This is a genomic window from Paenibacillus sp. IITD108 (assembly GCF_036541265.1).
In the GTDB taxonomy this organism is placed as follows: domain Bacteria; phylum Bacillota; class Bacilli; order Paenibacillales; family Paenibacillaceae; genus Pristimantibacillus.
The window spans coordinates 1-20,670 of the sequence record NZ_JAZHCT010000049.1 but is presented as its reverse complement, the minus strand read 5'-3'; the positions used below and the strand labels follow the sequence as shown (position 1 = coordinate 20,670).

Annotated in this window: 15 protein-coding genes; 13 read left to right on the top strand and 2 right to left on the bottom strand. The window is 45.5% G+C overall.

What is annotated here, in order from left to right; translation table 11 throughout:
* Positions 1–519: 519 nt before the first annotated feature.
* The 8 genes from V1L65_RS26490 (at position 520) to V1L65_RS26455 (ending at position 9,823) form a co-directional block, all read left to right on the top strand.
* Entirely contained in the window at positions 520–2,169 is a 1,650-nt protein-coding gene (locus tag V1L65_RS26490) for an extracellular solute-binding protein (RefSeq protein WP_331702314.1), read from the top strand.
* Positions 2,170–2,246: 77 nt separating this feature from the next.
* On the top strand, positions 2,247–3,164 hold the full coding sequence (locus V1L65_RS26485) for an ABC transporter permease (RefSeq protein WP_432504298.1): 918 nt from the start codon (positions 2,247–2,249) through the stop codon (positions 3,162–3,164).
* 17 nt (positions 3,165–3,181) lie between these two features.
* Entirely contained in the window at positions 3,182–4,066 is an 885-nt protein-coding gene (locus V1L65_RS26480) for a carbohydrate ABC transporter permease (protein ID WP_331702311.1), read from the top strand.
* A 40-nt stretch (positions 4,067–4,106) separates the two neighbouring features.
* Entirely contained in the window at positions 4,107–6,437 is a 2,331-nt protein-coding gene (locus tag V1L65_RS26475) for an AraC family transcriptional regulator (RefSeq protein WP_331702310.1), read from the top strand.
* Between the two features lie 152 nt (positions 6,438–6,589).
* Complete coding sequence (locus V1L65_RS26470; protein WP_331702331.1) at positions 6,590–7,192, top strand: RNA polymerase sigma factor; 603 nt, start codon at positions 6,590–6,592, stop codon at positions 7,190–7,192.
* Complete coding sequence (locus V1L65_RS26465; RefSeq protein ID WP_331702309.1) at positions 7,189–7,866, top strand: hypothetical protein; 678 nt, start codon at positions 7,189–7,191, stop codon at positions 7,864–7,866. Before V1L65_RS26470 ends, V1L65_RS26465 begins: the two co-directional genes overlap by 4 nt.
* 26 nt (positions 7,867–7,892) lie before the next feature.
* Complete coding sequence (locus V1L65_RS26460; protein WP_331702308.1) at positions 7,893–9,125, top strand: hypothetical protein; 1,233 nt, start codon at positions 7,893–7,895, stop codon at positions 9,123–9,125.
* Positions 9,125–9,823, top strand: coding sequence for a hypothetical protein (locus tag V1L65_RS26455; protein ID WP_331702307.1), 699 nt, complete (start codon positions 9,125–9,127; stop codon positions 9,821–9,823). The genes V1L65_RS26460 and V1L65_RS26455 overlap by 1 nt, the downstream gene beginning before the upstream one ends.
* Before the next feature lie 62 nt (positions 9,824–9,885).
* Here V1L65_RS26455 and V1L65_RS26450 read toward each other — a convergent pair whose 3' ends face one another.
* On the bottom strand, positions 9,886–11,502 hold the full coding sequence (locus V1L65_RS26450; protein WP_331702306.1) for a sensor domain-containing diguanylate cyclase: 1,617 nt from the start codon (positions 11,500–11,502) through the stop codon (positions 9,886–9,888).
* 55 nt (positions 11,503–11,557) lie between these two features.
* Here V1L65_RS26450 and V1L65_RS26445 point away from each other — a divergent pair, with 55 nt between their 5' ends.
* The 3 genes from V1L65_RS26445 (at position 11,558) to V1L65_RS26435 (ending at position 16,262) form a co-directional block, all read left to right on the top strand.
* Positions 11,558–13,036, top strand: a complete 1,479-nt coding sequence (locus tag V1L65_RS26445) for a polysaccharide deacetylase family protein (RefSeq protein WP_331702305.1) — start codon at positions 11,558–11,560, stop codon at positions 13,034–13,036.
* Positions 13,037–13,168: 132 nt separating this feature from the next.
* On the top strand, positions 13,169–14,656 hold the full coding sequence (locus tag V1L65_RS26440) for a polysaccharide deacetylase family protein (protein ID WP_331702304.1): 1,488 nt from the start codon (positions 13,169–13,171) through the stop codon (positions 14,654–14,656).
* Positions 14,657–14,771: 115 nt separating this feature from the next.
* The gene (locus V1L65_RS26435; protein ID WP_331702303.1) at positions 14,772–16,262 is read left to right on the top strand and encodes a polysaccharide deacetylase family protein; all 1,491 of its coding nucleotides are present in this window, start codon (positions 14,772–14,774) and stop codon (positions 16,260–16,262) included.
* Between the two features lie 169 nt (positions 16,263–16,431).
* Here the strand turns inward: V1L65_RS26435 and V1L65_RS26430 are convergent, their stop codons facing one another.
* A complete protein-coding gene (locus tag V1L65_RS26430; RefSeq protein WP_331702302.1) occupies positions 16,432–18,549 on the bottom strand; it encodes a transglycosylase domain-containing protein in 2,118 nt (705 codons plus the stop codon).
* 387 nt (positions 18,550–18,936) lie between these two features.
* Between V1L65_RS26430 and speE the strand changes: the two genes are divergently transcribed.
* Positions 18,937–19,764, top strand: coding sequence for a polyamine aminopropyltransferase (speE, locus tag V1L65_RS26425; RefSeq protein ID WP_331702301.1), 828 nt, complete (start codon positions 18,937–18,939; stop codon positions 19,762–19,764).
* 33 nt (positions 19,765–19,797) lie between these two features.
* A complete protein-coding gene (gene speB / locus V1L65_RS26420) occupies positions 19,798–20,667 on the top strand; it encodes an agmatinase (RefSeq protein WP_331702300.1) in 870 nt (289 codons plus the stop codon).
* The last annotated feature ends 3 nt before the right edge of the window (positions 20,668–20,670 follow it).

The following is a 20,670-nucleotide window of genomic DNA, read 5'->3' as shown; positions in this document are numbered from 1 at the left end:
AACATTGCTCGTTATTCTCATACACAATGAATCGACAGTTTTTCTATCTGGCCAGACGTTCCGCTATTAACCTATAAATCGCCTCCCGAGCCCCATTTTGAGCCGAATAGCGGAACGTGTGACCGCGAAATTGAAAAAATGGCGGTTTTAAAGCAAATAACGGAACGTGTGTCCAAGTCGATTCATTGCGGGCAACTATGTAAGCAATAGAAAGGGGAACGGAGAGCAGGATTGGGTCTGGGGGAGCAGAAGTGTCCGTGTTTGGAAGCCCAAACTTGATCGCAGTGTCGTTCTTTCGATTACAATCAAAAGATGTTCATCACTACAAAAGATGCTTATCGCCGGAAAAGATGCACATCGCTACAACAGATGCACATCGCTGCAACAAATGCTCATGCTGAATTGTCATACGTTGACAATCGCTTAAAGCATTGCCTATCTACAGCCTGCATCCGCTTGCCGTATATTAAAAGCGAGCTGGAACAAGCGCTCATATACGATTAGGGAGGTCTGTTCATAATGAAGGATACAGGAATCGGAAAGAAAGCAGGACGTACACGCTTTATGCTAGCGAGCTTGCTGATTATGTCTATGGTTGGCCTAACGGCATGCGGCACAGGCGGAGGAGTAAAGGAATCGCAATCGCCCGGCAGCTCGCCTTCAGCTTCGAACGCTGCGCAGCCGTCAGCAGGCGATGCAAAGAAAAATATTACTTTATCTTATTGGTCGGAGCTTGGAGCAAGCCCGTCAAGAACATTGCAGACGTATAACGATGCTTTATTCTATCAAGAGCTGGAGAAGAGAACCGGTGTTCATATTAACTTCGAGCATCCTGCTGTCGGCAGCGAAAAGGAGCAATTCAACCTGCTGATCGCCTCCGGCAAGTACCCGGATATGATCGAATACAATTTCACCGCCTATCCCGGCGGCCCTGAGAAAGCGCTTGCAGACAATGTCATTATTGAACTGAATGAAATTATCGACAAGCATGCCCCGAACTTGAAAAAATATTTGGATGAGCATCCTGAAATGAAAAAGCAAATTAGTACAGACGCTGGAAAAATGTATGTTTTTCCAAGTATCGGGATTGGCAATCATGGCGTGTCAGGCGGTCTTGTCGTACGCGAGGACTGGCTCAAGGAGCTTGGCATCAGCGAGCCGCAAACGGTTGAGGATTGGACGAATATGCTGCGTGCCTTTAAGGAAAAGAAATCAGCTGCAGCGCCGCTCGCCCTATCACTAAGCAATTTGAATTTACAGCAATTTAATGGCGCTTTCGGTGTTAGTACAGAATTTTATTTGGATAACGGAGCAGTCAAATATGGACCTATAGAAGCTGGCTACAAGCAATATTTGCAGCTGCTTAGCGAGTGGTATGCCGAGGGCTTGCTTGACCCTGATTTTTCAACGCAGGACAGCGCAGCGCTTGATGCTAAGGTTGTCAATGGAAAAACGGGAGCTTTCTTCGCATATATCGGCAGCGGAATGGGCAAATACTTGCCTGCCTTGCAGGAAAAAGACCCAAGCTATAACTTGATAGGCGTACAGTTCCCAGTGCTCAATGCCGCAGACGAGCCGCATTTTATTTCAACCTCCTATGAATTTAGAGGACAAGGCAGCGTAGGGATTACAACGGCAAACAAAAATATTGAGGAAACGGCGAAATGGCTGGATTACTATTACACCGATGAGGGACATATTCTTAAATCCTTTGGCGTAGAGGGCGTAACCTTTAATGATGTAAATGGCTATCCGCAATATTCTGACCTCATTTTGAAAAATCCGGACGGCTTATCGGTGAGCGATGCGATGAACAAATATTTGCGTGTAGCGACGCCTGCCATTGGCTTTGTTGGCGATGATCGTTATTCTGAGCAATACTACGGTTATGAGCAGCAAAAGGATGCGTCTGTCACATTCAGCAAGTATCAGCAAAATGCCTACCAGACCCGTTTGCCTCTAATCAGCCATACGCCAGAGGAAGCTAATGAGCTGGCTACGATTATGGCAGAGATTAACACGTACCGCGAAGAAATGTTTTTAAAATTTATTATGGGCACTGAGTCATTAGACAAGTTTGATGCATATGTTGAGCAGCTGAAAAAGATGAAAATTGACCGGGCTATTGAAATGAAGCAGGCAGCTGTAGAACGCTACGAAAAGCGATAGAAGAGTCCTATATCGGGAAGAGACGAGGTCGCTTCCCGATTACTTTCAGAAGGATTGAGTGGTGAGGAAATGCTATGATGAACCGATGGACAAATGCACTTCGTAAAGACTATCGATCACATAAATACTTGTACATTATGATTTTTCCTGTCGTACTGTATTATCTTATTTTTCAATATGCACCGATGTATGGCGCGATTATTGCATTCAAGGATTTCCATGTAGCCAAAGGCATATTGGATAGCTCCTGGGTGGGCTTTAAGCATTTTCAAGACTTTTTCAGCAGCTACTATGTATGGAGACTGATTAAAAATACATTGCTGCTTAATGTATATCAGTTAGTATTCGTTTTTCCAGCCCCCATTTTATTTGCCCTGCTGTTAAATGAATTAATAGGGCCGTGGTTCAAACGGATTGTACAGACGGTAACTTATTTGCCGCATTTTATATCGCTAATCGTAATTGGGGGAATGATCACACAATTCGTTTCCCGCGATGGTTTTATTACCGACATATTGGTATGGCTTGGCATGGATCGGACAGCGATGCTTGGGCATCCGGAGTTTTTCCGGCCGATCTATATTATATCGGAAATTTGGCAGTCAGTTGGCTGGAGCTCTATCATTTACTTGGCTGCTATCAGCGGTGTAAATCCAGAGCTGTATGAGGCATCCAGAATGGATGGCGCAGGGCGCATGAAGCAGATGTGGCATGTCACCTTGCCGGGCATTTCTTCGATTATCGTCATTTTACTAATTTTAAAAATAGGAAGCATGATGGATATCGGCTTTGAAAAAATTATTTTGCTGTACAATCCGAACACATATGTTACAGCGGATGTCATAAATACGTTCGTTTATCGAAGAGGCTTGACGTCGTCGATGGAATTCAGCTATGCAACGGCTGTAGGGCTGTTCCAATCCTCTATTAACTTTATACTGCTTATATTTGCAAATTGGTTTAGCCGCAAGGTAAGCGAGACGAGCTTATGGTAGAAAGGGGCAGAGGGATCGTGAAGATTAAAAAAAGCGCGGGGGAAATCGCATTTAATATTTTGAATGTGGCGGTCATGTTGGTTATGATCATCATTACACTCTACCCGTTTATATTTGTTTTAATGTCCTCATTAAGCAATTCCACGCAGCTTATGTCTCACACGGGATTGCTGCTGAAGCCGCTCGGGTTTACTGCCGAAGCTTATAAAATGGTATTCCGGAATCCGAATATATTATCCGGCTTTGGCAATACCTTTTTCATTGTCATAGTTGGCACGGTTGTTAATTTAACTGTAACATGCCTGGGCGCTTATGTATTATCGCGCAAGGGCGTGCCTTGGACGAGGCCGATTATGCTGGCTATCGTATTTACGATGTTTTTTTCGGGAGGACTGATTCCTTCCTATTTGCTAGTGAATAACTGGCTTGGTTTAGGAGACAGCTTGGCGGCTGTCATTATACCAGGAGCAATATCAACTTGGAATTTGATTATACTCCGCACTTCATTCGGCGCTCTGCCTGATGGCTTGATCGAATCGGCAAGAATCGATGGAGCGCAGGACTTCACGATTTTATTTAGAATTGTCATTCCACTGTCCATGCCCGTAATTGCCGTTATGATCCTGTTTTATAGCGTAGGGCACTGGAATAGCTGGTTTAGCGCGATGATCTACTTGCGGGACCGTTCTTTATTTCCTTTGCAGCTTATATTGCGGGAAATCCTTATCCAGAACAGCACGCAGTTTATGTCATCAGACGCCGCGGCCGGCGATGTAGAGGCAGTAGGGGAAAGTATCAAATATGCTACAATTATGATAGCTACGCTGCCGATATTAGTTGTATATCCGTTTCTGCAGAAGTATTTTGTAAAAGGGGTTATGATCGGTTCTATTAAAGGATAGCCGTATAGAATAAACGTGTGAAATTGGCGGGGGGCATCAGATGATCAAATGGAGAAAAAACAGCATTTTATACGTATGGCTGCGATCCTATGCTCTAGTATTGCTAATTCCAGTAGTTATGATGGCAGTTGTATATATGCAGACGAATAAAGTCATCGAGGATGAAATTAATAGCGCCAACTCTTCGTTATTAAAGCAGCTTCAAGAAGAGATCGATTCCCAGATTGAACATGTTCAACGTATGCGTGAAGTGATCGCTTTTAATGAGCGGGTTCGTAAATTGCTGTTTGCTCCTCAACAACTGACGGGGGAGCATCGTTTGGCCATGGTGCAGGCTTTCGCGGATTTTCGCACCTATAGCAATACCAATCGTTACATTGATAATTTCTTTATTTATTTTCAAAATGGAAACTTTATTTTGAGTAACAGCTCTTATTATGAGCCGGAAGTATATTATGATCTCTATATTAAGCGGACGGGTGTTGGTTATGATGAATGGACAGCCTTTCTGGAAAATCAGCACCGCGGAGCTTTTATAAATGGACAGGATATTGGCATGAATCAGGAGAAGAGTGATATTTTACTCTCGCAATCCCTTCCTATTGAAAACACGGGCAGCAGGCTGGCCACATTAGTTATTTATATGAATAAAGAGCGTCTTCAGACATCTTTGCGCAATCTTCAGTCCTATAATAAAGGCGATGTTTATATTGTTGATGGTAATGACCGGATTTTGGCCTCGTCAGGCGAAGCATTGCCGATACTGCCCTTATATTCAAATTTGATTGAGCCTTATGGCGTAATTGAAGATGGCTCCAATAATCAGGATGTTGTAGTATCTTATATAAAGTCAGCCCTTACGAACTGGACATATGTGTATTCGCTTCCCTCGGGAGTATACAGGGAGAAAGCCGAGTATGTAAGAGATATTAGTATTTTGATGGTTATCATCGCTTTAGTGCTTGGCGCTGCCACAGCTATTATTACAGCCCGCAGAAATTATAATCCTGTCAAGCAAATCGTCAATACGCTAGCGTTAAAGTCAAAGCTTAAACCGGAGCAAGCAGGGAATGAATTGCACTATATCGGCGAGTCTCTGGAGCAGGCACTGGATCAGAATGTTGAGATGCATAAAGTGATCGAACAGCAAAACGTTTATTTGCGTGCCAATTTAATCGTCAGATTGTTAAAAGGGAGATTGGAAAGTAATTATCCAATTGAGGAAGCGCTTTCGGAGTATCGAATTGAGATGGGGTCTGGCGCTTTTGCAGTTGTGCTGTTTTACATAGAGGACTTCAGCGGTTTGCTGCGTGAGCAAGAGCATGATCCTGAAAAAAATTTGCGTTTTGTACATTTGATTGTTTCAAACATTGTGGAAGAAACGATAGGAAAGCATCATTGCGGCTGGGTGGCAGAGGTGGATGAAATGCTGGCTTGTATCGTTAATTTTGTGCCAGGCACAACGCCGCATCAGGCCAAGGAAAGTTTGCTGCTTATGCTTGAGGAAGCGCGAGGGTTTATTATGCAGCGGTTTCATATTGAGCTTACCTGCACGCTTAGTGCAGTGCATACTACCATTCATTCTATATCAGCTGCGTATCGTGAAGCGCTTGAAGCGATGGAGTACCGGCTGCTTATGGGAAGCGGTACAGTTATTGATTACGAGAGCATTCAAGAGCCGAGCAACGGGTATACCTATCCGCTGGAGATGGAGCAGCAGCTGATTAATTACGTAAAAGCAGGAAATTACGAAAAGGCGAAGTCGATTATGGATGAAGTCATTGAAACCAATTTGCAGGAGGGCAAGCTTTCTGCTGATCTAGCACGCTGCTTTATGTTCGATTTAATCAGTACGATGATGAAAGCATCGATGGAAGCAGTGTCTGCACAATCGGAGCTGTATGAGCAAAATCAAAGGACTGTACAGGCAATTCTGCAAGAGCATACGGTAGGAGATATGAGGCATAGAATGACGCAGTTTCTGCAGCAGGTATGCAGCCATGTGGAGGCTCGCAAAAAAAGCCATAACAGCAAGCTGATCGATGACCTGCTAACGCATATTGCGGACCATTACAGCGATCCTAACTTGTCGGTGGCAGGTTTGTCGGAATACTTTAATGTGCATCCGTCCTATTTGTCCCGTTTTTTCAAGGAACAGAAGGGAGAAAATTTGTCGGATTATTTAAACCGCTACCGCATGCAGGAGGCCAAGCGCATGCTTATGGAGGAAGAGGCTGTGCTCAAATCGGTGAGCGAGGCTGTTGGCATTTTCAGCATAAGCACGTTTATTCGTTTGTTCAAAAAGTATGAAGGCGTAACGCCGGGTGTATATCGCGAAATGAATAAAACAGCAGCTTCGGCGGAGCAATAAGCTCCGCGAAGCTGCTGTTTGTTTTTAGAATATAATTTTAAAAGATTAAAGCTCGTATGTTTAAAGACCTAGTTTATTTTCAGAAGTATAGTTTTAATTTTTTCTTAAGGTATTTTTAAAAAGTGAAGGGGTTAAGCCGTTTATAATCGTCTATAGAGTTAGGAAGGGAGGAGAGCATTATTTCGGATGAGCAATGGATCAGGCAAATACAAGCTGGCGATGCGGAACAATTCAGGCCGTTCGTGCAGAAGTATGGTCCGCATATATACAAAACTGTTTATGCAGTGCTGCAATCGAGTCATGATGCAGAAGACGTTACGCAGGAAGTATTGCTGCAAATCTATCGCTCTCTTCCAACGTGTCGATTAGATGGAATTAAAACATGGATTACGCGCATTGCGATTAACAAAGCTATTGATTGGCGGCGAAGCCGGTTGCGTAGACCGGAGCAGCTTGTAAATTCCAGCGTGGCGGATACAGATGCATACAGCGCTTCGGATGTTGACGGATGGCAGGCAAGAGCGCCTGCTGCTGAGGCGCAGGCTATGGAGCGCTCCAGCAAGCTTCAGCTTACTGAGCAGCTGCAGCAGCTTCCAGAAAATTATAGAGCTATTGTGAAATCTTATTACATAGAAGACAAAAGCTACGAAGAGATTGCGCATGAGACAGGGCTGCAGATAAAAGGGGTGGAGACGCGGCTGTATCGCGCCCGCAATTGGATGAAGCGTCACTGGCGAAGGGAGGACTTTGATTGAAGAAGGACAATACATACATAGCGCATACGACGGCAGAAGAGCTGCAGCGATTTATTAACGGACAATTGCTGCAGCTTGATAGGCGGGAAGCGGTTGAAGAGCATTTGCAGCAATGCGAGATTTGCCTGCTGCTGTTCATGCAGGAGCTTGAAGCGAATGATCATCAGACTGCAGAGACGGATTGGGCAGCGCTTGAGAACAATGTTATTGCTGCAATTGAAGCTGAAGCTGTTAAAGAAGCAATCGGGGAGAGTCAGCAGCCAGCGGCATTCACGGAGCAAGCTGAGCATACCAAGCAGCCGTCGGCATCCACGGAGCAAGCTGAGCATATCAAGCAGCCGTCGGCATCCACAGAGCAAGCTGAGCATACCAAGCAGCCGTCGGCATCCACAGAGCAAGCTGCTTATTCTAAACCATCTGTAAGCAACCGCCGCCGCCGCTTATGGCTTAGCCTTCCGATTGTGCAATATTCCATTGCCGCTTCCATTACGCTGCTGCTGTTAGCCACGGGCGTGCTTAGCGGACTGTCGCAGCAGGTTGGTGATTTGGCTGAGCATGCCAAGGACAATCGCTATAAGGAAAGCGAGCCAATGGTGCAAACCTGGTCGGATGAAATGGTGAGCAAAGCGAGCCGATGGCTTGATGGCTTGCACCAATATCGTTACAATAAATAATTTGGCAAGTGAGAGGATGAAGCTTCGTGAATAAAAATCCATTAACGGCATTTTTGCTGTCGTTTATCCCGGGGATTGGACATGCTTATTTGGGCCGCCCTATACGTTGTATCGTATATGCGCTTGGTTTTTTCGGGCCTTTAGCTTTTTTGCTGCTGCTTATGGCAAGCAATAATAGCGTAGATTCTTTTACCATATTCATGTTTCTTATGACGGCGCTTCTCTCGGCAATCGTGAATATGATAGACATGATTATTTCGCTTATTAATGGAAAGCATTTGTCTGTTCAACCGAATCGGCCAAACGGCATGATCTATTCATCGGCTGCACAGGCAGGAGGCAGCTTCTTCGAGGCAGACCCAACGGGAAAGGGAATGCACTCCGACTATAATAATAGCTTTGCGTATGCCCATGCAGCGGAAATGCAACAGGAAAAAACGAAAACGATACTGCTTTCAATTATTCCCGGCCTTGGACATATGAGCATCGGTCTTATGCAGCGCGGCATTACGCTTATGATCGCATTTATCGGCTTGTTTACTATTATTATCTTTTTAAGTTTCGTTATGTCGACATCCATTATGCTGGTCTTTCTGCTGGCGCTGCCGGTGATATGGATATACAGCATGTTTGATGTTGTTGCCCGGCTGCACGCCAAGCAAAAAGGAGAACCGATGGAGGATCGTTCTATTTTCGAAGAGATGGAAGGGCATATTGCTTCCGGCCGGAAAAACAAAGTTATTGCGATTTCGCTGTCTATTTTTCCAGGTGCCGGCCATCTTTATCTTGGCTTACAGCAGCGCGGCTTGCAGCTAATGGCAGGATTTCTATTAATTATTTATATTATGGATAATATGCGGTTGTCCTTGTTTCTATTTTTGCTGCCGCTGCTTTGGTTCTACTCATTTTTTGATGCTCTGCATTACACATCCCGTTATGAGCAGGAACAGCTTGTAGACAGGCCAATATTGACTCAAATCGTTCCTTATCAGCGTTGGCTTGGCATAGCCTTTCTGCTGGTAGGCGTATACTACTTGCTGGATAGAGTGGCGACGCAGCTTATTAACCGGTATTGGATTGAGGTGTACTCCCAGTACATGGAAATCAAATATATGATCCCAACGGCAATTACAGCGTTTATTTTGATTTCGATAGGACTCAGGCTGGCATTCGGCGTAGGGAATAAAAACGGCAGAACATACAGGCATGCACCTGAGCCGCTCGATGAGTTGCGCGAGCTAGAAGGGAGAGCCGATTAATGAATGCTTACACTTATGCATCGCATACAGATAATGGGAAGCCTGCCGGCCATTCTGGTCATTCTAATGCGCGTACTTGGCGTGTTGGCTCGCTATCGATGGGAATTACTTTAGTATTAATCGGAACGGCACTTGCTGTTTCGCTATGGCAAAAAATTGATGCGCTTGATTTGCTGCTGATGTCCGCTCCTATTGTGTTTATTATGCTGGGCTGCGAGCTGCTCGTTTACTTGAAGCTTTCAGGCAAAGAGTCCTTGCAAATTAAATATGATTGGCTCAGCCTGATGTTTGTCGGCATAATCGGGGTAGCCAGTTTAATTATAGCTATGCTTATGTCTACCGGCTTGATGGATGATTTGAAGCGGGAGTTTCAAATGGTGCAGCGGACGGTATATATTGAGCCGGTCAAGGCTTCTGTTCCTGCTGAAGTAAAGAAAATTGTTGTCCAGTCCTTCCAGGCTATTCAACTGGATAAGACGGATACGAATGAGGTGCATCTGCTGGGCACTGTCCAGTATTTATCCGTAGATTCGCTGACTGTTGAAGCCGAACAAATGTTCAGGACAGCCGTAGTTGGCAATACGATGTATATAACGATAGGAGGGATAGACAAGAAAGCTGGCGGCTTTGTCAGGGACAGCGTGTTTTCGAGGCTGACACTTGTCGTGCCAAATCATTTGGAAGTAACCTATCAGTAGTAAGTTAAAATAGGAAGAGAAGCAGCCGCAGCCGGCGTCCTCTCTTCCTATTTTGCTGTAACTTATTTATTTGCTGCTGAAGCGATCGTCGACCTGTTGCGGCCGTTTTGCTTGGAAGCATACAGCGCTGCATCGGCGCGCTGCTTCGTATCTTCAACATCTTGCAGCGAAGAGGAGGCAGCTATGCCGATCGAAATGGTTATCGTATTGCCAATCGGTGTAGGCGATGATGCAATGTTCTCGCGAATTGTCTCAGCCAGCTTATAAGCGTCTTCTGCTGCAGCCCCAGGAGACAGAATCACAAATTCTTCACCTCCAAAACGGCAGCAAACATCGTCAGGACCGGTCAGCTCTATCATTTTGGCGGCAAGGAACTGAAGGACGGCATCACCCATATGATGGCCATAAGTATCATTGACTGACTTGAAGTGGTCGATATCCAAAATAATGTAGCTGTAAGCCAAATTACGGTTCAGCCACTCTTGCAGCACGCGATCCATCGTTCTGCGATTGTTGAGGCCGGTCAAAGTATCCTTCTTTGCTTCATCTGACAATACATTGATGCGATTTTGCATCGACAGCACTGTTTTTTCGATTGTTTTTTTCAGTTCGTTTGCCTCATAATTCCAATTATGGATAGTTGGAACTTTTAAGCCATGATAATCGTCTATAGTAATATCTTCTGCAAAACTAGCAAGCTTGTATAAAGGACCTGATATAAAGCGAGTCAGCAGGATAACGATAATGAGCAAGATAATCAGGATAGGCGCAGAATACAAAAAGATTTGTTTGACTAGCCTGGTAGAAGCTTCATTGACGTTTTCATATGGCGATTGCGATATAACACCCCAGCCCACCTCATGTACAGGCGCATAGCCAGCCAGCATATGATCACCTACCGTATTGATGACGGTGCGCTCCCCTTTATCACCCTTTAGAACGCTTTGTACGACAGGATTAGCCGTAACTGCTTCGCCTATTCTATTTTTATTAGGGTGAAATAGCAGCTCTCCTTGTTTGGACACTACGTATACATAGGAGCCGCTTGGCGAGAAGGTAGGGCTGCTTAGCAGAACTTCAAACACATTTGGTTCATTCAGGTAAATACTGCCGCCAATCAAACCCAAGTATTGACCGTCAGCAGAGAAGATTGGATGGGAAACTAGAATAATATACCGGCCGGTAATACCGGTATAGGGTTCGGAAATTAGCGGACGGCGCTGCGACAGCGCTACCTGTATGGCCTCGCTTTCTAGTTTTTTGCCGATAACCCCTAGATTTTCAGGCAAGGTTATTTTGACAGTGCCGGAGTTGTCAGCAATAAATACGGAGTTAAATATGTTATTGCTCTCTTTTACAAGCTGTAGCATTTGCATATTATCATCATGCAGGAATTTGGTTGCCAAATGATCGGCTGCTATAGCAAGAGTGTTCTTGGCCGAGCCCAGAAGGTCATTTGTCGTTATAGCCACTTTTTCTGCGTTAATTCGGTTAAGCTCAAGCGTATTGGATACAAGCGCATCCTTATTGCTCTGAAAGCCGACGATGCTGCTTACCAGCAATGTTACCAGCAAAGAAAGAACAACGGTTGTAGTTACCAAAAAATGCAAGGTGAAGCCTTTTCGTTTCATAATGCAGGATAGATCTCCTTCTTGTGTAATGATTGCCAGCGTATTCATTATATCGGCTTGCCAACTAAATGAGAAGGATAATAGTCATTTTCGGAGGGAAGAAATGCGATATATTCGTATATTAACCATTTATTTTTCAATCGTTGCTATTTGCGCCAACATTGCACTAGGTCATTTTTCCTTCAACACGCTGGTCTCTGCTGAATCCAAGCCTTTTACTGTAAATAAGCTGACGCCAATAGAGATTAATCGGTTCAAGCCCAAAACGCTGCTTTATTTCAGAGCTCTGCAGCTCGCTTCACAGGATAGCAGAGCTGCTGTCGCATTGCTAGTTTCTGGCCAGTTAAGCTTTGCCTTTCGCGCTGCTCAGGCTGCAGGCTTGAAGATTGCCGAGCCGATGGAGCTGCTGGAGCGAAGCGGTGTACAGGTCATTAGACCTGCTTACGGTGAATTGGATATTGTGCTTGTCCTGAATCAGCTTTCGCCAAAGCTGCATAGCTTTGCGTCTATCGCTCTGCGTACATATAGTCAGATAGAAGAGTATGAGCAGGATATTCGTTTGTTAAGAAGCGGTCGTTTTGATTACAAGGCAATGCTGCAAACGGATCGCAAACATAGTGCGGCTGAGTACAGCCCGGAAGCCGAGCAATTGCAGCAGCTATATACGCATTATTTGCTGCCGGATAATAGGCTGCTGCTGGATAAGGACGAGCAGCAAACCTTTTCTTATCTGCTAGTATTTTACGATGCAGCAGACAAACCGATTGGCTATATGAAGGACGTGCTGCCGTTGATCCAGGAGAAGCTGGTGGCCAATCCAACGATAGCAGCGCTAATGTACCATCATTTTTCACTAAACAGCGAGTCGCTCAATACGGTTACCGTGCACCCGGATACTTTTCACGAACAATTAAAGGCACTCAAGGAGAATGGATACACCCCCATCCGCCAACAGGATCTGCTTGAATTTATGAAGAGCGACACTGGAGCAAGATTGCCTGAAAAGTCCGTGCTCATTACGATTGATGACGGCTACGAAAGCAACTATGCGTTTGCTTTCCCGGCCATTGTGGAGGAACAGTTCTATGCTACCATTTTTGCCGTGACGGCAAATTTGAATAAGAAAACGAAATATTCCAGCCGGATTACGTGGCCGCAAGCTCGTGAAATGGTACAGTCTGGCCGTATTTTAATGCAAAGCCACACGTACGAATCACATCATTATGGCAAAACTGCGGGCGATAAGGAAGCGGCCGTAGCCACAGTGCCTATCATGGTGGAAGGGCAGCTGGAGACGAAGGAGCAATATAAGGAAAGAGTGCGCGCAGATTTGCTCAAAGCGAAAAACGTGCTGGAAGGGGAACTGCACAGTCATGTATTTACTTTTGCATACCCATACGGCCGTTACAGCGATGAACTGATTGATTTGCTGCGCGAAACGGGACATGAATTGATGTATACCGTAGAGGAAGGAGTTATTCGCAAAGGAATGGACATAACGAGATTGCCGCGCATTAATGTGGACGGTTACTATTCGGCAGAAAAGCTGATCAGAGTGATAAAAAAGTATGCAGCTATGTAAGAGAATAAAAGAGCTGGAAACAATCGACACAATGAAAAAAGATCTTTATAATGGTTATATTTGTGTTTACTAAGACGAAATGACTAGTGCTGCAGTTCTAGTGCGAATGATTAAGGATTCAGGAGGAGTAAGATGCGTTTTGTACGAGGCATAATGTTTTTCATGGCGTGCATAGTGCTGTGGACTGCCATTTCCAGCAGCTATGCTGCATCCCAGCCGGCAGAGGCTGCTGCAGTTGTTAAAGAGGGAGTAACGGTATCATTTATTGATAAGCTAAAACAAAAAAAGCCGTCTCGGCTACATGTCGCCCGATCCTTGTATTTGGCATTGCAGGATGGACAGGCTGGATTAATGCTGCTTCTGACGGCCCAGCTGGGCTATGCTTATCATATCGCTTCGTCAGCGGGCATTTCAATTGCTGAGCCGCTGGAAGTTGCTGACCGGAGCGGGGTGGAAATTATTCGTCCTGCATACGGAGAGCTGAACGTTGTCATTCGCCGCGAGCAGCTGGAGCCTGCATTGCGAGATTATGCGGCTATTGCTATTCGTACTTATGCTACAAGCATTAAAGAGGACAAAAGCTTTGGTGACGATGTTCATTTGCTGAAAAGCGGTCGCTTCGACTATAGGGCGATGCTTGAAGCCGATCGTCAAGTAAGCACGGCAGAGCATGCTCCTGCATCCGAGCAGCTGCCCTTGCAGCTGTATACGAAATATTTATTGCCTGACGGCCGGCTGCTGATGAATGAGAAGGAACAGCAATCATTTGCTTATTTGCTGGCGTTTTATGATGCTTCCGGCAATGCGATCGGATATATGAAGGATGAGCTCCCTCTTATTGACCAAAAAATGTCCGCCAATCCGGATATAGTAGCTCTAGTTTATCATCATTTCACATTGAACAGAGATGAGATTAATGGTGTTACCGTTCATCCTGACGATTTGCGCGATCAGCTGCAAATGTTAAAGAAAAACGGATACTCACCTATCCGTCAGCAGGATTTGCTTGAGTTTATGGAGGGCGGCAAGGAAGTGCTGCTTCCTAAAAAATCAGTGCTCATTACGATTGACGATGGCTATGAAAGCAATTACGAGCTGGCTTATCCAGTTATTGTAGAGGAACAATTTTTTGCTACAATTTTTGCTGTAACTGCGAATGTAAATAAGGAAATGAAATATTTGAGCCGTATTACATGGCCGCAGTCGCGCGAGATGATGCAATCGGGGCGCATTGATATTCAGAGCCACACCTTTGAATCCCATTATTATGGAAAAACAGCGGACGATAAAGAAGCTGCGGCTACGACTACTCCGCTCGTAATTGATGGCCAGCTGGAAACGGACGAGCAGTACAAGCAGCGCATGCGCGATGATTTGATGACAGCCAAAACAAAGCTGGAGGAGCAGCTGCATCACAACGTTTTCTCATTCGCCTATCCTTATGGCAGCTATAATGATGAATTGATCAAGCTGCTTCATGAAACGGGTCATAAGGTGATGTACACCGTTGAGGAAGGGGCCATACGCAAAGGGATGGATCTTGCAAAGCTGCCGCGGGTCAACGTAGCAGGACCTTATTCGGCGGCCAAGCTGCTGCGAGTGATGAAAAAGTACTTATAATCTTATAAATAATATACATCAAAAGACGCTTCTGCATGAATTTCGAGAGAATAAGGTAGAAGCGTCTTTTTGCATACATACAATGAGTTGACACTTTTGGCTGTGGAGGTATGCTATGTACCGTTTACGTTTATTATTGTGTTGCCTGCTAGCGGGGGCGCTGCTTTCGACAAACGCTGCAGCAGATTTTGCCGTTACGCAAGTTTCAAAAAAGACTGCTCTTCATGCTGATGCTGGGGAAACAGCTGCTCCTATCCTGTTGAAGACTGTTATTCATAAACTTAGTTATAATCCGCTCCAAACGGCACGCTTTTTGCGCGCAGCCGCACAGGATCACAGAATCGCATTCACGTTATTACTGGCCAATCCTTTTATTTCTGCAGCAGCCAGCAGCCTTAAAGAGAAGGTAGAGCAAGCGAAAACCAATGGAGTCGAGGTCATTAGACCGGCTTATGGGGAGCTGAATATTGTTGTACGCCGCGATCAGCTGGACAGGCAGCTGAGCGGCTTTGCATCAATTGCATTGCGTACCTACGCGATCGGCGTTCAGCAGGAGCTGGATAGATTTGAAGAGGATTCGCGGCTGTTGCAAAACGGCGGTTTTAATGAAAAAGAAATGCTTCGCTCGGAGCGGATTTCAAGCAGCGCAGAGCTGGCGCCTGCATCGGATCAACTGCAGCAGCAGCTCTATACCCGCTTTTTGCTGCCTGACGGAAAGCTCCTGCTAGAAAAGGAGGAGCAGCAGGCCTTCGCATATTTGCTGCTGTTTTATGATCATGCCGGTAAGCCGTTAGGCTACATAAGAGACAAGCTCCCTTTAATGAAAAGCAATATGGTGACAAATCCAACGATTGTCGCGCTTATGTATCATCATTTTTCACCCAGCGACAAAGATCTTAACAGTGTCATCGTTCATCCGGATCGGTTTCGCGAGCAATTGCAAATGCTGAAGAAAAATGGCTATACTCCGATTCGCCAGCAGGATTTGTTAGCTTTTATGAAAGGCGGCGATGAGGCGAGGCTGCCTGAAAAATCAGTCCTTATTACGATTGATGACGGCTATGAAAGCAATTATTTATATGCTTATCCTGCCCTTGTAGAGGAGCAGTTTTTTGCTACTATATTTGCAACGACGGTTAATATTAATAAAGATATCGAGTATTTAAGCCGTATTACTTGGCCGCAAGGCCGCGAAATGATTCAGTCAGGGCGCATTTTAATTCAAAGCCATACCTACGAATCGCATTATTATGGTAAGACAAAAGGAGACAAGGATGCGGCTGCAACGGTATCTCCTTTAATAATGAACGGCCAGCTTGAGACAGTAGAGGCATATAAGGAGCGTATGCATCGTGATTTGCTGCAAGCAAAAAGTATGCTTGAGGAGCAGCTGCATACGCCGGTGTTTTCCTTTGCCTATCCTTATGGCAGATACAGTAATAGATTAATTGAAATGCTGGATGAAACAGGACATGAGCTTATGTATACAGTAGAAAAAGGAGTTATCCGCAAAGGCATGAATCTTGCCAAGCTTCCTCGCATTAACGTGGACGGAGCATTTTCTGCTGAAAGAATGATGGAGGAGATTCGCAAATATAGCCAATAGGCAGCAACAAAAACACTTCTGCTTTGCGATTTCCAAGTGAATTGGATTTCAGGCAGAAGTGTTTTTGTTAAAAGTATAAGTTTTAACTTATCCTGTTTCTATATTTCATTGGTAAACGCGCCTGTCCAAAGGATGGCAAAGCCGTTTATTCTTAATATTAATAGCTATACTAATTGGTCCACCAACGCTTGAGGTCTCCCCACCAGGAGCGCCGCTTTTCTTTAGTGGCCTGCTCTTGATCGCCTGTCTTCGATCCGGAAGCTTCATCCACCGGCGAGTCAGAGCCGCATATATTAGAAAGAGAAGGCTCTGTGCCGCGCAGAAAGGTTTCCAGTCGTTTTTCGGGACAAGAGGCAGCAGCGAGCCGTCCAGTTTTGGGCTCAATATAGACGGTTACTACGCCCTCAGGGACAGGGAAAATTTTAGGCGGTACAGCAGCTAACGCTTGCTCCGTAAATTCTGCAAATATCGGCGCGGCACGCTGTGCCTCTGCAACGGTCAGTTTGCGGTCCTTGTCGTAGCCGACCCATACCGCTGTCGCCAGCTCCGGCGTGTAGCCGACCAGCCACGCATCTGTTGCTGTCGTGCCCGTCTTCCCGGCTACAGGCCGTTTGATTGCTGCAGCGACACGGTAACCAGTGCCGCCTTCCTGAAAGACGCTCTCCATCAGGCTGGTCATTACATAGGCTTCGGCAGGCGTTATAACCTGTTCAAATTGCGGCTCAGCCTCGTAAAGAATATTTCCTTTGCGATCCTCGATCCGCAGTATAGCAACCGGCTTATGATGAAAGCCTTCATTGGCAAAGATGCCAAAGGCGGATGCCATTTCCAGCGGACTGATCGGATAGGTGCCCAGCGCAAGCGAAGGCAATGGGCTCATAGAACTTGTAATGCCAAGCTTGCGGACGGTTTCAATTACTTTATCCGCTCCTACCGTCATAATCGTATTAACGGCATATATATTGTCTGAGCTGGCAATTGCCTTCCGCATATCAATATAATCAAGCACATATTTATCACCATAGTTGCGCGGCTCATATTTTTTTCTGCCCTCGTCATAGGTGAATATCGTCGGCTCGCTCATGAAGTGAGTAGTTGGCGACATGAATCGGCTTTGCAGGGCAGTCAAATATAGAAAGGGCTTAAAGGTAGAGCCAGGCTGCCTGGTGCTTGCAAATACTCGATTGTATTGATTGTCCGCATAGCTGCGTCCGCCAACCATTGCTTTAATATAGCCATTGCGCGGGTCGATGGCGATCAAGGCGGCTTGCTGCTCTGAATTTGCCGGCAGCTTGCTGTGAATCGTCTGCTCAGCAGCAGCTTGCATCGTCGAATCCAGCGTAGTATAAATTGAAATTCCGCCTTCGTTAATGAGCTGTTCTTCGATGCCCAGCTCATCTATGGCGACTTGCCGCACATAGTCGCGGAAGTAAGGCGCAATGCCATTATCCTGGCTGGAGCGGGATGGCTCAAAGGCAAGAACTTCATTGTAGGCTTCGTCCGCTTCCTGCTTCGTAATTGCCCCCTCGCTGACCATCGCATCCAGAATAAGCTGCTGCCTGTCCTTTGCTGCCTTCATATTATGATAAGGCGAGTAATATTTTGGCCCTTTTGGTATCCCCGCCAGCAATGCGCTTTCTGCAAGGCTTAAATCTTGAGCGTGCTTGCCGAAATAATGCTTGGCAGCCGCCTCTATGCCGTAACTGCCGTGCCCGTAGTAAATTTGGTTCAAATACATAGCCAGAATTTCATCTTTTGAATATTTCATTTCCAGCTGGGCGGTGTAGACGGCTTCCTTGATTTTGCGCTGCCAGGTTCGTTCATGCGTCAGGTACAGATTGCGGGCCAGCTGCTGGGTCAGCGTACTGGCTCCTTGCTTGGTCGACATGCTTTGCACATTGACCATTAGCGCGCGAGCCATTCCTTTTATATCAAAGCCGATATGGTCATAGAAACGTCGATCTTCTATCGCTAATGTAGCTTGAATGACGTAGGGAGATATTTGATTCAACGAGACAGAATAACGGTTTTCTCCGGCATGAAATGTATCGATGACATTACCGTGCAAATCGAGCATGCGGGACGTTTGGCTAATAGAAGCAGCAGGCAGAGATTGACTGCTCAAATAGTAATATAAAGCTGCAATTGCTATAGCTGCAGTTATAGCAGCTATACCCATCAGCTTTAACAAGCTGCGTACGCGGATTGCGAATGAAAGCTTTTCTTTGCGCAGTAAAAACCAGTTACGAAGCTTTGATTTTCCGCGTTGTATGAAGGATTTCAGCATGATGTCAACTCCCTTGCTAAGTCGCCTTTTGAGCTGTCGATTAATTTTGAATAAAGCAACATGCATGATAAAGGGGGGCCTGCGATCAAGTTTGGGCTTCCGACCGCTGTTGCGCAAAAAATGAATCGACAGTCTCCCTGTAAGCAGCAATTTTGATGTAAGCACGACAAAACGATTTTGATTTAGTAAAATACTAGGTAGACGGATGCTTGCTGCAACGCAACAAACGCAAATCATTCTTATTTAGTATGGAAATATTAGGAGCAGGCTATTCATTTTCGAGTCAACCATATAAATATTTTTCCATTACACGGATAAGAGGTTTTTTTTTCTTGTGCGAAATACTATAATACAGTTTGAACTATTGACGGAAAGAAGGTACTTGACATGGAAATGTGGTATACAGAGAAGCAAACTGATAGCTTTGGCATAACAGCAAAAATTACAAAAACGTATGTAAACGAGCAAACGGATTTTCAACAGCTCGATATGATTGAAACAGAAGAATTCGGCACGATGCTTGTGCTGGACGGCATGGTTATGACTACAGTGAAGGATGAATTTGTTTATCATGAAATGGTCGCTCATCCTGTGTTGTTCACTCACCCTAATCCTGAAAATGTACTCGTAGTCGGCGGCGGCGACGGGGGGGTAATCCGTGAAGTAATGAAGCATCCGAAGGTTAAAAAAGCGGTGCTTGTTGATATCGATGGCAAAGTCATCGAGTATTCAAAAAAATACTTGCCGACTATTGCTTGTGAATTGGACAACCCTCGCGTTGAGGTTCAAGTCAATGACGGCTTTATGCATATTCATGATCACAAAAACACGTATGATGTTATTATGGTTGACTCGACTGAGCCGGTTGGCCCAGCTGCCAATCTGTTTACTCGCGGCTTCTACCAAGGCATTTACGAAGCACTGAAAGAAGACGGCATCTTTGTTGCTCAAACGGACAACCCTTGGTTCAAAGCAGATCTTATCCAAAGTGTGAATAAAGACGTAAAGGAAGTATTCCCGATCGTACGTGTATATGGCGCTAATATCCCTACTTACCCAAGCGGTCTCTGGACGTTCACTATGGGAAGCAAAAAGTATGATCCGCTGGAAGTAAAAGAATCAGATATTGCGGACATCGATACGAAGTATTACAGCCCTCGCCTGCATCAAGCGGCGTTTGTATTGCCTAGATTTGTAGAAAACTTGATTAAGTAGGCTGCAGGAAGCCGACCAGAAAGGACGCTAGCAATGAAACTGGATCAGAAGTATTCTGGCAATGTATTTATTTTGAGCTCTGAAAATTATGAGGCTTCCAAGGCAGTTATTTATGGAATGCCAATGGACTTTACTGTAAGCTTCCGTCCGGGTTCGCGCTTCGGCCCGCCTCGTATTCGTGAGGTTTCGATCGGTTTGGAGGAATATAGCCCGTATTTAGACCGCAGTCTAGAGGATATCGAGTATTTTGATGCTGGCGATTTATTGCTGCCATTTGGCAATCCGGCACGCAGCCTTGATATTATTGGCGAGTTTGTAAAAGGTGTGCTGGAGGACGGCAAAATGCCGGTAGGACTTGGCGGCGAGCATTTGGTGTCTTGGCCAATCTTCCGCGAAATGTATGCCAAGTACCCTGATCTGGCGATTATCCATTTTGATGCTCATGCTGACCTGCGCGAATCGTATGAGGGCGAGCCCTTGTCTCACTCTACGCCGCTGCGCAAAGCAGCTGAACTGATGGGCGGCAAAAACATATATCAATTCGGCATTCGCTCCGGTTCGCGTGAGGAGTGGCAATATGCGCGTGAGAACATTAACTTCCATCCATTTGAAGTGCTTGAGCCATTGAAAAAAGTATTGCCTGAGCTGGCTGGCCGCCCTGTTTACTTGACGATCGATATCGATGTGCTTGATCCGTCGGCCGCACCGGGCACTGGTACAGCTGAAGCAGGCGGCATCACGTCCAAGGAGCTTATCGAGGCAGTTCATGCGATCGCTCGCTCAGAGGCTAATGTAGTTGGCTGCGACCTTGTAGAGGTAGCCCCTGCCTATGATCCGACAGAACAGACGCAAATCGTAGCTTCCAAAGTGATTCGCGAAATGCTGCTAGGCTTTATAAAGTAAAGA

Bases quoted from the DNA above. Each gene is read 5' to 3' on its own strand.
- V1L65_RS26490 (WP_331702314.1), top strand. From the start codon at position 520: ATGAAGGATACAGGAATCGGAAAGAAAGCAGGACGTACACGCTTTATG.
- V1L65_RS26485 (WP_432504298.1), top strand. From the start codon at position 2,247: ATGAACCGATGGACAAATGCACTTCGTAAAGACTATCGATCACATAAA.
- V1L65_RS26475 (WP_331702310.1), top strand. From the start codon at position 4,107: ATGATCAAATGGAGAAAAAACAGCATTTTATACGTATGGCTGCGATCC.
- V1L65_RS26455 (WP_331702307.1), top strand. From the start codon at position 9,125: ATGAATGCTTACACTTATGCATCGCATACAGATAATGGGAAGCCTGCC.
- V1L65_RS26450 (WP_331702306.1), bottom strand. From the start codon at position 11,502: ATGAATACGCTGGCAATCATTACACAAGAAGGAGATCTATCCTGCATT.
- V1L65_RS26445 (WP_331702305.1), top strand. From the start codon at position 11,558: ATGCGATATATTCGTATATTAACCATTTATTTTTCAATCGTTGCTATT.
- V1L65_RS26440 (WP_331702304.1), top strand. From the start codon at position 13,169: ATGCGTTTTGTACGAGGCATAATGTTTTTCATGGCGTGCATAGTGCTG.
- V1L65_RS26435 (WP_331702303.1), top strand. From the start codon at position 14,772: ATGTACCGTTTACGTTTATTATTGTGTTGCCTGCTAGCGGGGGCGCTG.
- V1L65_RS26430 (WP_331702302.1), bottom strand. From the start codon at position 18,549: ATGCTGAAATCCTTCATACAACGCGGAAAATCAAAGCTTCGTAACTGG.
- speE (WP_331702301.1), top strand. From the start codon at position 18,937: ATGGAAATGTGGTATACAGAGAAGCAAACTGATAGCTTTGGCATAACA.
- speB (WP_331702300.1), top strand. From the start codon at position 19,798: ATGAAACTGGATCAGAAGTATTCTGGCAATGTATTTATTTTGAGCTCT.